Below are 16511 nucleotides of genomic sequence, written 5' to 3'. Positions count from 1 at the left end.
ATCGCCGCACTTGCAACGTCCATCCGAAATTCAGTCGAACGGTAGGTTACGGCAGGAGTTCCACCGTCGCCGACTTCGCAAGATTCCGGCCTGTCGTACAAGAATCAGCGACGCAGAGTGTGTGCGTACACGACTTCGGAAAATTCGCTGGTCGATGCCAAACCGCCGAGGTCGGCGGTCGCGATGCCCGACGCGATGGTCGTGCGAACCGCGTCTGAAATGCGGCGTGCTGCCGCAGACAACAACCGATCGCCACGCGCATCACCGAGCCAGTCGAGCATCATTGCACTCGAGAGGAACAGTGCCGTCGGGTTCGCCCGATTCTTCCCGGCGATGTCGGGTGCGGCACCGTGCGCAGCCTGAGCCATGACCTGCGTCTCGGAAGCGTTGATCGACGGCGCGGTTCCGAGTGAACCGGACAGCTCGCCCGCCAGATCCGACAAAATGTCGCCGAACATGTTTTCGGTCACCACGACGTCGAAGTCTCCGCCGCGTCGAACGAGGTGCGCCGCCATCGCGTCGACGTGCTCGTCGTCGACGACTACGTGTGGGTACTCCGCAGCGACGGTTCGGCAGGCGTCACGGAACAGGCCGGTGGTCAGTGTGAGGACGTTGGCTTTGTGGACGATCGTGACGTGATTGCGCCGTCGCGACGCCAACGCGAAGGCAGTGCGTGCGATCCGTTCACACGCAGCGCGGGTGAACACACCGACGGCCAGCGCGATGTCGGGCGTCGGCATGAACTCGCCGCTGCCGACTGCCATGTTCCGATCCGCGTACAACCCCTCGGTGTTCTCGCGGACGATCACCAGATCCATGTCGGGGACCATTGCCTTGACACCGGGGAACGCCGCTGCCGGCCGAATGTTCGCGAACAGCTCGAACTTCTTCCGGATGACGCCGCCGGGTGTGAGTTGTCCGCGAAACCTCTCCGGATAGGACGCACTGTCGTGGGGTCCGAGAATCCAACCCTGCAGCTGCCCCAACCCATCGATGGTCTCGTCGGGAATCGGCGTGCCGTGGCTGTCTATGGCCGTACTCCCGAGCGGAAGCTCGACCCACTCGACGGGCGGAGCATGAACCGCTGACAACGCCGCATCCACGATCTGCCGTGTCGCCGGGACGATTTCGTGGCCGATTCCGTCGCCGTGCATGAGCCCCAGCCGCATGGCCGAAGTACCGATTGCGCTCGCACCTGTCATCAGGCAATCATTGCTCACCATGGTCCAGTCGGTGGAATTGCTCCTCGATCCAGTGAGTGAGTCGGCAGTGCGAGCACAATGGCAGCTACTCGCCGACGCCGGTTTACCGAGTCAGGCCTCTCATCACAGCCCGTCCAACCGTCCGCACATCACGCTGTTCGTCGCCCGTGAGATCCCCGCGGAGATCGACGAACTGTTGAAGCGGCGCTTCTCGGCCCCGGACTTCGAGGTCCGACTCGGTGGCTACGTCGTGTTCGGCGGCAAGCAGATGGTCTTGGCGCGCTCGGTCATTCCTTCGCGCGCACTCCTTCACCTGCACCGAGAAATAGCCGAGTCAACAGTTGGCTCGACGGCACTTCCCGCCCACGTCGAGCCCGGCGCGTGGACGCCTCATGTAACGCTCGCCCGACGCGTCGAACCTGCACGTCTGGGTGAAGCCATCGCCCTGCTGGGCACCGACGTGATTCAAGGGCGCTGCGGCGCGATCAGGCGCTGGGACGGCGAACAGAAGACGGAATGGTTACTGACGCCGCCGCTGTGACAGAGCGGGTTGCACGTCGGGTCACCAGGATTCCCGCGATCACCGCGAGTGCACCAACCGGCTGATTCCAGCCAACGCTTTCGTTCAAGACTATTGCGCCGAGAGCGACGCCCACCACTGGACTGAGATAAGTGACGGTGGACGCCGCAGTCGGCCCCCACTCCTGAACGACATTGGTGTTCCAGATGAATGCGAGCCCGGTCCCCAGTGCGCCCAGAGCGATCATCGACAGGACAATTGCCGGCGTCAGGTGCATCGGTGTATTCGCGATGACCGGTGAGGCCAGAACCATCACGAAAGCTCCGATACTGATCTGTAATAGCGCGACTGTGCGGGTGTCGACGCCGAGAGGAAGCACGAAACGTCTGAGGTAGACAAACGAAATCCCGTACGATGCAGTCGCTCCCAGGCAAGCGACCTGAGAACTGACACTTCCGCCGACGCCGAGATTCCACGGCGCCAATACGATCAGCACCCCACCGAATCCGAGAAGCAACCCCAGCGATTTGTATCGCGTCAGCGTCTCCCCCGGCAGAAAGGCAAGGGAGACAGCCATAGTCATCAGTGGTGTGGTGGCGTTGTAGATGCTCGCGAGTCCCGAGGACATGTTTTGCTCCGCCCAACTGAACAGCAGCCACGGCACGATGCATTGTGTCGCTGCGAGAAAAGCCATGTGTTTCCAGACGCGAAAGTCCCTCGGTAGGCCGATCCGGCTGACCGCTGACACGAGAACCAGCGCGAGCGCACCGAAGACCAAGCGCCACAGAACTACCTGCGTGAAGGACAGACCTTCGAGCCCGATCTTCATGAAGAGGAAACTGGCTCCCCACACCACCGCAGCTGCGGTGTATTGAAAGGCCAGACTTGCCCTCAAAGGGTGAAGTCTCCGTGCGGACTGACGTCGTGACGAGTGTCGGGCGTTCGGCCGGCAAGAGCTAGTACGTTCAGGACCAGTAGGACCAAGACGCTGACGACGATGATTGCCATGTGTCCAGCCTGACGGAATGTCCCACGTGGCAGTAGTGGCAGAAAAGCCAGACTTGGACGATTTTCTGCCACTTTCCTGTTTTTCTGTCACACTCGAAAGATGCTCGCGAAAGTGGTGGTCCCACTGATGCCGATGACCGAGGCGTTCGAACTCGGCGTGGCATGTGAAGTCTTCGGCTTCGACCGATCCGACGACGGCCTCCCCACGTACGACTTCTCTCTGATCGCCGCAGTTCCGGGTCCGATCCGAACGCGGTTCGGGTACAACATCGATGTTCCGTACAACCTCGATTCTCTCGACGACGCCGATCTCATCGTCGTGTCCGCCGGCGGAACCTACGACGCCGGCGACGCGTACATGTGCTCACCGAGTCCCGACTCGAGTGTCGATCCCCTGTTGGTCAAACTCAACGAGGCCGTAGCCCGGGGCGCCAAGGTGGCGAGTCTGTGCACCGGAGCGTTTGTCCTCGGGGCGGCTGGACTACTGGACGGAAGGCGATGCACGACGCATTGGCGGCATGCAGAGAGGCTTGCCCAGACGTATCCGGAAGCCAAGGTCGATCCGGACGTGTTGTACGTGGACGAAGATCCGGTGTTCACCAGCGCAGGCACCGCGGCAGGAATTGACCTGTGCCTGCACATCGTCCGAAAAGAACAGGGTTCTCGCGTTGCCAATGGCATCGCGAGAAGGATGGTGGTGCCGCCCCATCGTGACGGTGGGCAAGCCCAGTACGTTGCCACTCCCCTCGCCTCGACGCCGAGTGCAACCCTTGCCCCGCTCCTCGACTGGATGACGGAGAACCTCGCCCTCGACCTCACTGTGGGCATGGTCGCAGCCCGCGCGAACATGTCCGCGCGCACGTTCGCGCGCCGTTTCCAAGCGGAAACGGGAACAACCCCCGCCCGCTGGCTCAGCGATCAGCGAGTACTGGCCGCCCAACATCTCCTCGAGAATTCCGACCTCTCCGTCGACGTCATCGCAGAACGCGTCGGATTCGGCGGCGGTGCCGTGCTTCGCCAGCACTTCATTCGTCTGCGTTGCACCACGCCGCAGGCCTACCGCCGGACGTTTCGGGCGACCGAGAACGCAAGCTGAAATCGGCTCAGGGAAGAATCAGCGGTTCCGGGGCGTTGCACACACCAACAGCCCGCACAATGGAAAGGACCCCTGTGGCCACCCAGACACTCACCCAGCAGAACTTCGACGAAACGATCAACGGCAGCGACGTCGTCCTCGTGGACTTCTGGGCCTCCTGGTGCGGCCCGTGCCGCCAGTTCGCACCGACGTTCGAAGCCTCTTCGGAGAAGCATGCCGACGTCGTTCACGCCAAGGTCGACACCGAGGCCGAGCAGGGAATCGCAGCGGCCGCCAACATCCGCTCCATCCCCACGATCATGGCCTTCCGCGAAGGCGTACTCGTGTTCAACCAGGCCGGCGCGCTTCCCGCCGCTCAGCTCGAGGAGCTCGTCACTCAGGTCAAGGCACTCGACATGGACGAGGTCCGCAAGCAGATCGCAGAGCAGACCGCATCTGCTGAATAGCGTGAAAAGGCTGGGCCGGAATCGAAGTCGATTCCGGCCCAGCCTTTTTCGTTGCTCCCTAGTGAGCCGCGCTGTCCCAGCTTCGACCGGTTCCCACCGAAACATCCAGAGGTACCGACAGCTCGATGGCTGTGGCCATCTTGTCCTTGACCAGCGCGGTGACCTCCTCCAACTCGGAGGCAACCACTTCGAGCACCAATTCGTCGTGCACCTGCAACAGCATGCGCGACTTCAATCCGGCGTCGGCGAGAGCCTTCTGCACGTTGATCATCGCCACCTTGATGATGTCGGCCGCAGTGCCCTGGATCGGCGCATTGAGGGCAGCACGTTCGGCAACCTCACGACGCTGACGGTTGTCGCTGTTGAGGTCCGGCAGGTAGCGACGACGACCGTAGAGCGTCGAGGTGTAGCCGTCCTTACGTGCCTGCTCGACCACCGCGTGGAGGTAATCCCGCACGCCGCCGAAACGAGCGAAGTACGCATCCATCTGCTGCTTCGCTTCTTCGGTCGAAATCTTCAGCTGCGACGCCAATCCGTAGGCACTGAGCCCGTAGGCCAGACCGTACGACATCGCCTTGACCCGGCGACGCAGTTCAGGAGTCACCTCTTCGATCGGTACACCGAATGCACGCGAGCCGACAAAACTGTGCAGGTCCTCACCGGTGTTGAATGCCTCGATCAGCCCCTCGTCGCCTGACACGTGCGCCATGATGCGCATTTCGATCTGGCTGTAGTCGGCAGTGAGCAGAACGTCGAACCCCTGCCCGACTACGAATCCGTCGCGAATCTCGCGCCCCGCGTCGTTTCGCACCGGGATGTTCTGCAAGTTCGGATCGGTCGACGACAGGCGTCCGGTCGCGGCAACCGTCTGATTGAACGTCGTGTGAATGCGTCCGTCTTCGGCTACGGCCTTGAGAAGACCGTCGACGGTCACCTTCATACGCGTCGCATCACGATGCGCGAGAAGGTGTTCGAGGAACGGGTGTCCTGTCTTGTCGAACAGACCCTGCAACGCCTCGGCGTCGGTGGTGTAGCCCGTCTTCGTCTTCTTCGTCTTGGGCATGTCGAGTTCTTCGAACAAGACCACCTGCAGTTGCTTCGGCGAACCCAGGTTGATCTGCTTGTCGATCACCTCGTAGGCGGAGTTTGCGGCGTCGGCGACCTGGGAGGCGAAACGGCTCTGAAGATCGTGCAGATGCGCGCTGTCGACGGCGATGCCGGTGGCCTCGATCTGAGCGAGCTCGATCGTCAACGGCAGTTCCATGTCGGAGAGGAGCGACTTGGACTCGATCGACTCCAACTCGGTGTCGAGTGCAGCTGCCAAGTCGAGAACGGCCTGAGCGCTGATCATCGCGGTCTCGGCCGCTTCGGCATCGAGCTGCTCGGTGTCGTCGAGCAGTGAAAGCTGTTCCTGGCCGGATGTTTCGGCGCGCAGTTCACGCTTGAGGTAGCGGAGCGAGAGGTCGTCGAGATTGAAGCTGCGCTGGCCCGGCCGGACGAGGTACGCGGCCAGAGCAGTGTCGCTGGTCAGTCCACCGAGCGTCCAACCACGCCCACGCAGAGCATGGATCGCCCACTTGGCTTCGTGCAGCGCCTTCGGCTGCGATGCGTCGGCGAGCCAATCACCGAGAGCTGCTTCGTCTTCCGGTGTTGCCGTCGACGCCGCGATGTATGCACATTCACCGTCGGAGGCCGCGATCGCGAGTGCAGTGACGTCGCCGGCGAACGGAGTTCTGGTTCCGAGCACCGTCACGCCGTGACGCTCACCGGTTCGTGCGTGGGCGTCGAGCCACGCGGCAACCGCACCCGGGGCGAGTGCGTCGCCGCTGACCTCGAACCCTTCCTCTGCTTCGGGCTCGGACGACGACAGGGTCGCGAACAGTCGATCGCGGAGAACCTTGAACTCGAGATCGTCGAACAACGCATGAATCTTCTCGCGGTCCCACGGGGCCAACACCAACTGCTCGGGCGTGTACGGCAAGGGAACGTCGCGAACCATTTCGGTGAGCTGACGATTGAGCAGGACGTTCGCGAGGTTCTCCCGCAGTGAGTCGCCCACCTTGCCGCGGACCTTGTCCACGTTGTCGACCAGTCCCTGCAGGTCGCCGTACTCACGGATCCACTTGGTGGCGGTCTTCTCGCCGACGCCGGGGATGCCGGGGAGGTTGTCACTGGGGTCGCCGCGCAGTGCAGCAAAATCGGGATACTGCGCCGGGCTGAGGCTGTACTTCTCCTCTACGGCCGTCGGCGTGAATCGGGTGAGCTCCGAGACACCCTTCTTCGGGTAGAGCACAGTGACGTTGTCGGTCACCAGTTGCAGCGAGTCACGGTCACCGGTCACGACGAGAACCCGGTATCCGAGGGCCTCCGCCTGCGTGGTCAAGGTGGCGATCACGTCGTCGGCTTCGAAACCTTCCTCGGCCATGACCGGGATGCCCAGCGCGCCGAGAACGTCCTTGGTGATGTCGATCTGGCCCTTGAATTCGTCAGGAGCCTTCGCGCGCTGCGCCTTGTATTCGGGGAACAGGTCGGCGCGAAACGTCTGACGCGACACGTCGAAGGCCGCGGCCAGGTGGGTGGGCTGCTCGTCACGAAGAAGGTTGATCAACATCGACGTGAAGCCGTACACCGCGTTGGTGGCCTGCCCACTGTGTGTCTTGAAGTTCTCTGCAGGCAGCGCGTAGAAGGCACGAAACGCCAACGAATGCCCGTCAAGAAGCATCAAGAGAGGGCGATCGTCCGCCTTGCCGGTGGTGCCGGCTGGAGCGGTGGACGTGCTGGACCGAGTTGTGGTTGCGGGGCTCACGGTTCATCAGTCTAGGGATCGCGACCGACATCGACGCCTTCGCCGTTGTTTACGCAGGAACAGACACAAGAATCGGACAATTGATGCAGCCTTCGGCCTTCGATACGGAACCGAAACATCCCGGAAATCTCAGAACCCCATCTGAAGCGAACGGAGCCGTTAGAGTCCGGAAATCGCAGCAGCGAAACAATCCCTCTGCTGCGCGGCACCTTTGTCCAGACGCGCTATTCCCGACCCGCTCGGAGGACGTACGTGGCCCCACCCGTAGTGAAACGGCAGACCCTCGCGACACTCAGCCGACTACTGGCCTTTGCATTACTGACGTTCTTCGCATTACTCAGCCTGGCCGGAACTGCTTCGGCTCAGGAACCGACCACTTCCCCTACACCGCCGACCCCGACAGCATCCGCAACACCGACAGCACCGGTTCCCGACAACGCTGTCCCCGTCAGCGGCAATCTCAACAACGGCGGCACACGCCTCGAGGGCGTCACCGTCCGTGCACTCGATTCTTCCGGCACGGAAGTCGCCACCGGAGAATCGGCATCGAACGGCCGTTGGGAACTGGCCGTGGCACCGGGCACCTACACCTTCGAGATCGTTGCCGACACACTTCCCGACGGGGTCAGTGTGCAAGCCGCTGTCGAACGCGAGGTGGTGGCCGGCCGCGCGAACACCGTGATCTTCTCGTTCGGCGAGGTACGTACCGCCTCGAATGTCAGCTTCGGCGAGAAGCTGATCCGCACGACGGTCGACGGTCTGCGGTTCGGCCTCGTGATCGCGATCGCCGGTGTGGGTTTGAGCCTGATCTACGGCACCACTGGCCTGACCAACTTCGCTCACGGCGAGATGGTGACGTTGGGAGCCGTTGCTGCCTGGGTGATCAACACGTCCTTCGGCGTTCCGCTGATTCCCGCCACGATCCTCGCGATCTTCGTCGGCATCGGCATCGGCCTGCTGACCAACGGAATCGTCTGGAAACCACTGCGTAAGCGCAAGACCGGGTTGATCGCGCAATTGGTGGTCTCGATCGGTCTCGCGATTTCATTGCGCTACTTGATCCTGATCTTCTTCTCCGACCGCGCCGAACCGTTCGACGACTTCCAGGGCCAGGTCGAGAAGAACTGGGGCCCGATCGCACTGACCGACGCCAACGCGATAGTCATGATCGTCAGTCTGGTCGTCCTGGTCGGCGTCGCACTGCTTCTGCAGAAGACTCGCATCGGAAAGGCCATGCGTGCCGTCTCCGACAATCGTGACCTCGCCGCTTCGTCCGGTATCAACGTCGAGCGCGTGATCATGTTCGTCTGGGGTCTCGGCGGCGGACTGGCCGCCCTCGGCGGTGTGCTGTTCGGTATCTCCGAGCTCGGCGGACGCGTCCAGTGGGAAATGGGCTTCAAACTGTTGCTGCTCATGTTCGCCGGAATCACCCTCGGTGGTCTGGGAACCGCGTACGGGGCGCTACTCGGCTGCGTCATCGTGGGACTTCTGGTCCAACTCTCGACGCTCATCATCAACCCAGACCTCAAATACATCGGCGGACTTCTCGTCTTGATCGTGATCCTCGTGGTTCGCCCCCAGGGCATCCTCGGATCCAGACAAAGGATCGGGTGACGAATATGGACATCATGGGAGCTTTCCAGGTTTCTTTCGCCCAGCTGATCGGGCCGTCGGCAATCTTCTACGCACTGTTGGCAATCGGGTTGAACCTGCACTTCGGCTACGCCGGACTGCTCAATTTCGGTCAGATCGGTTTTGCCCTTCTCGGCGGCTACGGCGTCGGCATCATGACCGTGACCTACGACCAGCCGCTCTGGCTCGGCATCCTCGTCGGACTCACCGCAGCCGGCCTCCTCGCGCTCGTGCTCGGTATCCCGACGCTGCGTCTGCGCGCCGACTATCTCGCCATCGTGACCATCGCCGCTTCGGAGATCCTGCGTCTGATCTTCCGCTCGACCGCGTCGGATTCGGTGACCGGTTCCACCAATGGCCTGTTCGGTTTCGCAGACCCGTTCACCGCACTGAGCCCCTTCGACTCGGCCAAGCAGTACTCATTTCTCGGCGTGAAGTTCTACGGAGACGACCTCTGGTCGATGGTCGTGGGGTGGACGCTGGTCTTGATCTTGTGCGGATTCGTCTACCTGTTGACGCACAGTCCGTGGGGGCGCGTCCTCAAGGCGGTTCGCGAAGATGAGGACGCAGCGCGATCGTTGGGCAAGAACGTGTTCGTGTACAAGATGCAGGCGCTGGTTCTCGGCGGCGTGATCGGTGGTCTGGCCGGGGTGTTCAACGCTTTGCAGACCAAGTCCATCAACCCGGACTTCTACTCGACCGCGCAGACGTTCTTCGCGTTCGGCGCACTGATTCTGGGCGGGGCGGCAACGGTATTCGGCCCGGTGGTCGGCGCAATGTTGTTCTGGTTCCTCCTCGCCATCCCTGATGCCTTGCTGCGTCAGGCGATCTCCGGCGAGAATCCGCTGCTCTCGCTGACCGAACAACAGGTCGGGGCCACCAGGTATGTCCTGCTCGGATTGATGATTGCTCTCCTGATGGTCTTCAGACCGCAGGGAATACTGGGTAACAAGCGGGAGGTGCAACTCAATGCTTGACGCCGATACCAGAGCACAGATCTTTGCCGACGTTCCTCACCTTCCCGGATCGGCGAAACCCGACCCGGTGTTGGTCGCTGACAACGTCTCGCGGACGTTCGGCGGCCTCAAGGCCGTCGACGTCGATCACCTCGAGATTCAACGAGGGTGCATCACGGGTCTGATCGGTCCAAACGGTGCCGGAAAAACGACGCTCTTCAACCTCCTTACCGGATTCGACCGGCCGGACACCGGTACGTGGTCGATGGACGGTCAATCGCTGGGCCGCATGTATCCCCACCAGGTAGCCAGGAAAGGAGTGGTACGGACGTTCCAGTTGACCAAGGCGCTCTCCAAACTCACCGTGCTGGACAACGTACGTCTCGGTGCCACCGGCCAACGTGGTGAACGCATTTTTGCATCTCTCGTCCCGTGGATCTGGAAAGGCCAGGAACGCGAGATCACCGACCGCGCCAACGAACTCCTCGCACGATTCAAACTCGACACCAAGGCCGACGACCTCGCCGGTTCACTCTCCGGTGGGCAGCGCAAACTGCTCGAAATGGCTCGCGCACTCATGACCTCGCCCTCGGTGGTGATGCTGGACGAACCGATGGCGGGGGTCAATCCTGCTCTGACGCAAAGCCTGCTCGGACACATCAAGTCATTGCGCGACGACGGAATGACCGTCGTGTTCGTCGAGCACGACATGGACGTGATCCGAGACATCAGCGATTGGGTGGTGGTCATGGCGCAGGGCAGCGTCATCGCCGAATCCACCCCGGACGAACTCTCGTCCAACACAGCCGTCGTCGACGCATATCTGGGCAGCCACCATGACCAGGCCCTCGAGTTCGACGACAACGGAAATCCGGTGGGCGAGACGGCCGTTCTGGCCGCCGCCCTGGCTGAAGCCGAGGTCGAAACCCTCGAGTCGGGCGGGGACCTGTCGGAACCCGACGTCGACAACCTTCCGGCCGATCTCGCCGCGACGCTGGAATCGAGTCCCGAGGAACCGCGCGAAAGGCACGAGAAGCCATGAGCGAGAACCACGCACGTTCACTCACGCCTGCAGAGTTCGCCGCGACGGCCGAGGAGCATCAGCGACTGTCGGCAGGTGCCCTGCTCCGCGCCGACAGCCTCGTCGCGGGCTACATTCCCGGCGTCAACATCCTGCGTGAATGCAACTTCTTCCTGAAGGAAGGGGAAATCGTCGGGATCATCGGACCGAACGGCGCAGGCAAATCGACACTCCTGAAATCACTGTTCGGACTGATACCGGTACGCGAAGGGTCGGTCACCCTACGCGAGGACAACATCACGTCTGCGCCCGCTCACGTCCTCGTTCAGAAGGGAGTCGGGTACGTCCCTCAAACGCAGAACGTCTTTCAGACTCTGACCATCGAAGAAAACCTCGAAATGGGCATTTATCTGCGTCCCAAGGCATTCGCGGAACGATTCGCCTTCGTGAGTGAACTGTTCCCTCTTCTGAGTGAACGACGAAAGGTGAAGGCCGGCGCACTCTCCGGCGGCGAACGCCAGATGGTCGCGATGGGCCGGGCCCTGATGATGGATCCGTCGGTGCTGCTGCTCGACGAACCGTCCGCGGGCCTGTCCCCCATGTTCCAGGACGAGGTGTTCATCCGCTGCAAGAAGATCAATGCTGCGGGTGTCTCGGTCATCATGGTCGAGCAGAACGCGCGCCGCTGCCTTCAGATCTGCGACCGCGGTTACGTACTCGATCAGGGTAAGAACGCGTACACCGACACCGGCGCCAATCTGATGAACGACCCCAAGGTGATCGAGTTGTACTTGGGAACGCTCGCTGGAAGCAAAGAGAAGTAGTACAGACACGAGAATGGGCCAGGGTCGCGAGACCCTGGCCCATTCTCGTTGGCTGCTTACCTGCCCACGACTTACTTGCCCACCACCACGAATCCTTCTGTGGTCAGGGTGTTCTCAGGGCCGAACTTGAGCTTTCCGTACGAACCGATGGACGGCTCCCCCGAATCGTTGAAGTCCAACTCACCGGTGATGCCGTCGTAGTCGATGTCGGTTCCCGCCTTCACCAACGGCAGGCACTCGACGTAGGACGTGCACTTGGTGCCGCCTTCGGTGACGCTGTTGATGTTGGCCGCGATGTCGGTACCGGCCGTCGACTTCGCCTGCTCGGCAGCGAGCGCTGAGATCACCACCGCGTCGTATGACTCTCCGGCGTAGTTGAAGTCGATCAGAGAGGGGTTCACAGCCTTCAGACGATCCTGGAAGGCAGCTCCGACGTCCGTCAGGGGCGTCGTTCCCTGCATGGTGTCGAGCAACGGCTTCGCCACGGATTCGCCGAGAGCGTTGCCCATGTTGCCGTCGACGCCGTACATCGCCATTCCGTCCGACGGGCCGATGCCCACTTCGTGCATGCGCGTGATGATCTTCGCCGACTCTTCGAAGCCCACCAGTGCCACTGCATCCGGATTGAAGTTCTTGACTTGATCGACTTCGGAGTTGAACGACTGCGCGTTCGGGTCGTAGATGATCTTCTCGATCTGATCGGAGGGGACACCCGAATCGATCAGATTCTTTTCGATGTTGTCCGCCAGACCCGTCCCGTACGGGTCGTTGAGGGCCATGATCGCTACGCGCTGACCACCGTCGTCCGAAATGAGCTGTGCGACGGCCTGAGCCTGCAGTACGTCCGTCGGAGCGGTGCGGAAGTACATGCCCTTGTCTGGGTAGCAGACGAATTGGTCCGAGGTGTTGGCAGGCGAGAACATCACGACGCCTGCGCTGGCGATCTTGTCGATCACCTTGAGCGAGACCGAAGACGACGCGGCGCCGACGATGACCTGAGTGCCTGCAGCCAATTCGCGGTCGACGGTGGTATTGGCGGTGTCCGTTGTGGTGTCACCCGAATCGCCGGGAATCAGCTGGACCGGTTGGCCGAGAACGCCTCCGGCTGCATTGACGTCGTTGACTCCCAGCTGGGTGCCCGCGACCATCGGCGGCCCGAGGAACGACAAGCTGCCTGTATCGGGAAGAAGCGTGCCGATGCGCAGCGCTTCCGTGGACGGGGTGGCGCCGGCCTTGGCCTGCTCCGGGGTGCAATCAGTCGTGACGGATGTCGTCGCGGCAGAAGCGCCGGACGTAGAGCCACTCGAAGACGAGTCATCCGACTTGTCCGAGCTACAGCCTGCAAGTGCCAGTGATGCCGCGCCGAGAACTGCAGCAGTACGCACAAGTGTTCGTCTAGCCATCCCACGCTCCTAAGATCAGCCGGTGCTCGCGCCACCCGAACTGGCGCTCGCTGTGGGATCAGACGCTAGACCTTGGAACCGTTTCGCGATCCTTCAAGAAAGCCCTGTGACCTGACTGTTATCTGAAGGTGCACAGTGTTTACACGGCTGTAGCGCTGCGCGACGTTTCGACGGTCGACGCAGCAACCGGGTAACCCGGACACTTTGCTCAAGCGTCCGGTTCACCGCCCAGAGTTTCCAGTACGACCTGTGCGACCGCCTTCATCGTGGAGCGCCGATCCATCGCGGCGCGCTGAATCCACTTGAACGCCTCAGGTTCGGTGAGCGCTTGGCGAACCATTAGAACACTCTTGGCTCGCTCGATCAGCTTGCGTGCTTCGAGCCGGTCCGAAAGATCAGCGACCTCACGCTCGAGCGCCGTCACCTCGCGGAAACGACTGACCGCCAATTCGACAGCGGGAACGAGGTCACTGATCGAGAACGGCTTGACCAAGTAAGCCATGGCGCCGGCATCGCGTGCGCGCTCGACCAACTCGCGCTGACTGAACGCTGTGAGAATGACAACAGGAGCGATGCGTTTGGCGGCAATCTCCGAAGCGGCGTCGATGCCGTCTCTCCTGGGCATTTTCACGTCCATGATGACCAGATCAGGCTTGAGCGACTCGGCCAACTCCACCGCAACCTGCCCGTCACCGGCCTCACCGACGACGTCGTAGCCCTCTTCGCGGAGCATCTCGACCAGATCCATGCGGATCAACGCCTCGTCTTCAGCGACGACAACACGACGGGGTGCGAGCTGATTGCCTTGCGGCTGCGGCGAATTCATGGCCACCATCCTCCTCCATCGAACCGCCCCGACACGAGACGCGAACGATTAGAGGGTACCGGTGTTTGACATTGAAATCGCATCTTCTAATGTAGTCATCGCAACAAGCCCTCGTATCCCAATTGGCAGAGGAAACGGATTCAAAACCCGTCCAGTGTGAGTTCGAGTCTCACCGAGGGCACCACCTGCCGCAGCTGGCCGCACCGCAAGGTTTCGGCATTCGGCTGTACCCCAGATCGACCGCCGTTAGATTCGATCCATGAACGGTCGTCGCCTGATTGCTCTGCTCGGAGCCATATCTGTTTTCGCGCTGCTCCCCGGATGTCAGACTGACGACCAATCCGACACTGCCGGCGAATCTTCCACCCAGACCGTCCTCGATGCTGCAACACAGACAGGCGCCCTTCAGGTCGGCACTCCCCCGATCGATGCCCCACCAACCGAGATCTCCATGCCTCCCCCGTTCCCGAACGACACGGAGGTCCCTTCACCGACTCCGCGCGTCGATGTGACCGAGATCGACGTGATCGATCACGATGGTTTCACCCGCATCACCTATCGCTTCGACGGAAGCGGATCTGTGTTCTGGAAAACCGAATACGTCAGTGAAGCAATCCGAGCGGGTGACAGCACAGTCGTGGACGTCGGAAGTCGATCGATACTTCAAGTCGACCTGATGGGAGTCCAATCGGATTCGTCGCTCAACTCCGTATCTCACGAGGGCGAAAACATCACGCGCATAGACAGTGCAGCCAGGAACAGTGCGATCCTGCAGTCGTTTGTCGGCACGGTCGACATCCGTCCGGCATACACCGTATCGACATCCGATTCACCGTCCCAGTTGACGATCGACATCCCCAAGGCAGACAGCTGACTGTCGAATACCCAATTGCGCGCTCAGCTCAGCCATTCCAGCGCAGCGGTGCTCGACGCGGTAATTCGGTTATCGCGGGGCGGATGAATACTCCGTCTCGAAACCGAGGTCTCACAATCGATCCGAGGCGATTGCGGGGTCCGGTTCAACACGACTGTCATGATTCTCACTGCATGCCCGAACTTCCGCTGCTCGAACTGCTGCTGCCAGTGTTTGTTCCAGCAGGACTGCCACCGTCATGGGGCCGACGCCACCCGGCACCGGTGTGATCGCACCGGCATGTGGGAGCGCAGCGGCGTACTCCACATCTCCGACGTTGCCCTCGTTGTACCCCGCATCGATCACCACTGCCCCAGGCTTGATCCACGTCCCTTTGATCAGTTCCGGAACACCGACGGCCGCGATGACGACGTCTGCCGAGGCGACGTGTGCGGCCAGGTCGACGGTGCGCGAATGGCAGTATGTCACCGTTGCGCCTCGACGCAGGAGGAGCATTCCCATCGGCAATCCGAGTATCGGGCTTCGGCCGACCACGACGGCATGCTTTCCGGAGAGTTCGACGCCTGTGGCGTCGAGGAGGCGCAGGATGCCACTCGGTGTACATGATTCGAATCCCCCACCGGTCAACGCCATTGCCGCGAACGCTGCCGAGGTAACGCCGTCAACGTCTTTGTCGGCCGAGATGGCATCGAACGCGGCCCGTTCGTCGATGCGGCCTGGCACCGGGTGTTGCAGCAGTATGCCGTCGATCGAAGGGTCCGCCGACAACGCTCTCAGCACGTCGACCAGTTCTTCGGTGGTTGTACTCACCGGGAGTTCGACCGTCCGCGACGTCATTCCGACGGCGACAGATCGTTTGACCTTCATCTGTACATACGCCTTCGAGGCCGGGTCCGCTCCCACGATGACGGCGGCCAGGCAAGGAACGTGCCCCGCCTCATCACGAAACTGCCTGGTGCGCACTGACAGGTCCGCGAGCGCAGCATCGGCAATTGCGCGTCCGTCGATTATTCGAGCGGGCGCGGTCTGGGTCGACAGATTCTTGGTAGAGACGTTTTCGGTAGGCCGATTCTCGGTAGACATGGATCCCCTTCACACAAGATGTGTGAAGCACCCAGGCGGTCGATGCCTCGCGATGTGCACTCCCCGGTGGTAATTCCCACCCGCGCCAGTCGTGCGTGGTCAGCGTACCGCGCGTTTGTCTCACTGCCACGAAACGCATCCGGAACGCCGCTCTCAAAACGAGACAAATCGACATAACCTATCAATAGGTAACGATCTGACCTGCAGTTATTCCATCCTAAGCAATTAGATGGCACGATGGGGGCAACCGCACGGGCACCAAGCATTGGAGGCACCGATGGACAACGGCAAGATAAACCTGACCTATGACGGTCGGGTGTCACTGAGCTTCCAACTGGCAATTCCGCACGCACCGGACAAGGTCTGGAAAGTGATAACGGAACGCGAGTACCTCGACGCCTGGTTCCCGGCGGACGTCGATTTCGATCTCACTCCCGGCGCGGATCTGCTGTTCAAGGTGACCCCGGAACAAGTCGAGCGATTCGGACTGCCAGCAGATCACGTGACGCGCGGGACGGTCATCAGCGTCCACCCGCACCGAATTCTCGAATTCCTCTGGGACGCAGATACTCTGCATTGGGAACTGGCACCGGACGGCACCGGCGGTTGCTGGCTGACCCTCACCCACACGATGGAAGACGAAGAGTCCGCGTACGCCCACGCTGCCGGCTGGCACGCGGGCTTGGAAGTTGTTGCGGCCCAACTCGATGGACGCAAAGTCGACTGGTCTCCGTGGGACCGCGCCGACGAACTCTCACCGCAATATCGCAAGTCTGCTTGATTCTGGGCCCGAGTTCAGTCTCGGGCCCGCATC

Annotated in this window: 15 protein-coding genes and 1 tRNA gene; 10 read left to right on the top strand and 6 right to left on the bottom strand. The window is 61.6% G+C overall.

Annotation, left to right across the window (positions count from 1 at the left end):
• Window positions 1-104 precede the first annotated feature (104 nt).
• Complete coding sequence (locus G4D79_RS18690; RefSeq protein ID WP_039972997.1) at window positions 105-1202, bottom strand: isocitrate/isopropylmalate dehydrogenase family protein; 1098 nt, start codon at window positions 1200-1202, stop codon at window positions 105-107.
• On the opposite strand from G4D79_RS18690, the gene G4D79_RS18685 reads away from it, so the two are divergent.
• Window positions 1168-1743 (top strand): 2'-5' RNA ligase family protein, encoded by a 576-nt coding sequence (locus G4D79_RS18685; protein ID WP_174519499.1) that lies wholly within the window; start codon window positions 1168-1170, stop codon window positions 1741-1743. The genes G4D79_RS18690 and G4D79_RS18685 overlap by 35 nt on opposite strands.
• Here G4D79_RS18685 and G4D79_RS18680 read toward each other — a convergent pair.
• Window positions 1688-2617, bottom strand: a complete 930-nt coding sequence (locus G4D79_RS18680; protein ID WP_064074468.1) for a DMT family transporter — start codon at window positions 2615-2617, stop codon at window positions 1688-1690. The two genes, G4D79_RS18685 and G4D79_RS18680, sit on opposite strands and share 56 nt — an antisense overlap.
• A 213-nt stretch (window positions 2618-2830) precedes the next feature.
• Between G4D79_RS18680 and G4D79_RS18675 the strand changes: the two genes are divergently transcribed.
• Both G4D79_RS18675 and trxA read left to right on the top strand, forming a co-directional pair.
• Entirely contained in the window at window positions 2831-3826 is a 996-nt protein-coding gene (locus G4D79_RS18675; protein WP_003944097.1) for a helix-turn-helix domain-containing protein, read from the top strand.
• A 74-nt stretch (window positions 3827-3900) separates the two neighbouring features.
• Window positions 3901-4272, top strand: coding sequence for a thioredoxin (gene trxA, locus G4D79_RS18670; protein ID WP_003944106.1), 372 nt, complete (start codon window positions 3901-3903; stop codon window positions 4270-4272).
• 58 nt (window positions 4273-4330) lie between these two features.
• Here the strand turns inward: trxA and polA are convergent, their stop codons facing one another.
• On the bottom strand, window positions 4331-7078 hold the full coding sequence (polA, locus tag G4D79_RS18665) for a DNA polymerase I (protein WP_099698264.1): 2748 nt from the start codon (window positions 7076-7078) through the stop codon (window positions 4331-4333).
• Window positions 7079-7381: 303 nt separating this feature from the next.
• Between polA and G4D79_RS18660 the strand changes: the two genes are divergently transcribed.
• Genes G4D79_RS18660 through G4D79_RS18645 form a run of 4 tightly spaced genes read left to right on the top strand, consistent with a single transcriptional unit; the run spans window position 7382 to window position 11511 of the window.
• On the top strand, window positions 7382-8692 hold the full coding sequence (locus G4D79_RS18660) for a branched-chain amino acid ABC transporter permease (protein ID WP_235867898.1): 1311 nt from the start codon (window positions 7382-7384) through the stop codon (window positions 8690-8692).
• Window positions 8693-8697: 5 nt separating this feature from the next.
• Window positions 8698-9687, top strand: coding sequence for a branched-chain amino acid ABC transporter permease (locus tag G4D79_RS18655; protein ID WP_003944088.1), 990 nt, complete (start codon window positions 8698-8700; stop codon window positions 9685-9687).
• Window positions 9680-10708 carry an ABC transporter ATP-binding protein gene (locus G4D79_RS18650; RefSeq protein ID WP_099698262.1) on the top strand — a complete coding sequence of 343 codons (1029 nt, stop codon included), beginning with the start codon at window positions 9680-9682 and terminating at the stop codon, window positions 10706-10708. Before G4D79_RS18655 ends, G4D79_RS18650 begins: the two co-directional genes overlap by 8 nt.
• Entirely contained in the window at window positions 10705-11511 is an 807-nt protein-coding gene (locus tag G4D79_RS18645) for an ABC transporter ATP-binding protein (RefSeq protein WP_007728720.1), read from the top strand. Before G4D79_RS18650 ends, G4D79_RS18645 begins: the two co-directional genes overlap by 4 nt.
• A 71-nt stretch (window positions 11512-11582) precedes the next feature.
• Here G4D79_RS18645 and G4D79_RS18640 read toward each other — a convergent pair whose 3' ends face one another.
• Both G4D79_RS18640 and G4D79_RS18635 read right to left on the bottom strand, forming a co-directional pair.
• Entirely contained in the window at window positions 11583-12914 is a 1332-nt protein-coding gene (locus G4D79_RS18640; protein ID WP_003944031.1) for an ABC transporter substrate-binding protein, read from the bottom strand.
• A gap of 208 nt (window positions 12915-13122) precedes the next feature.
• Window positions 13123-13740, bottom strand: coding sequence for an ANTAR domain-containing response regulator (locus tag G4D79_RS18635; RefSeq protein WP_003944029.1), 618 nt, complete (start codon window positions 13738-13740; stop codon window positions 13123-13125).
• A gap of 107 nt (window positions 13741-13847) precedes the next feature.
• Between G4D79_RS18635 and G4D79_RS18630 the strand changes: the two genes are divergently transcribed.
• Both G4D79_RS18630 and G4D79_RS18625 read left to right on the top strand, forming a co-directional pair.
• Window positions 13848-13924, top strand: a tRNA-Leu gene (locus G4D79_RS18630).
• A 75-nt stretch (window positions 13925-13999) separates the two neighbouring features.
• Complete coding sequence (locus G4D79_RS18625) at window positions 14000-14614, top strand: hypothetical protein (protein ID WP_081557930.1); 615 nt, start codon at window positions 14000-14002, stop codon at window positions 14612-14614.
• Between the two features lie 111 nt (window positions 14615-14725).
• Here G4D79_RS18625 and G4D79_RS18620 read toward each other — a convergent pair whose 3' ends face one another.
• A complete protein-coding gene (locus G4D79_RS18620; protein ID WP_064689630.1) occupies window positions 14726-15697 on the bottom strand; it encodes a bifunctional 5,10-methylenetetrahydrofolate dehydrogenase/5,10-methenyltetrahydrofolate cyclohydrolase in 972 nt (323 codons plus the stop codon).
• A gap of 277 nt (window positions 15698-15974) precedes the next feature.
• On the opposite strand from G4D79_RS18620, the gene G4D79_RS18615 reads away from it, so the two are divergent.
• Window positions 15975-16478, top strand: coding sequence for an SRPBCC domain-containing protein (locus G4D79_RS18615; RefSeq protein ID WP_030536752.1), 504 nt, complete (start codon window positions 15975-15977; stop codon window positions 16476-16478).
• The last annotated feature ends 33 nt before the right edge of the window (window positions 16479-16511 follow it).

This window comes from Rhodococcus sp. WY5 (genome assembly GCF_018588185.1).
GTDB lineage: Bacteria > Actinomycetota > Actinomycetes > Mycobacteriales > Mycobacteriaceae > Rhodococcus_F > Rhodococcus_F qingshengii.
This window is presented reverse-complemented; position numbering and strand designations above follow the sequence as displayed.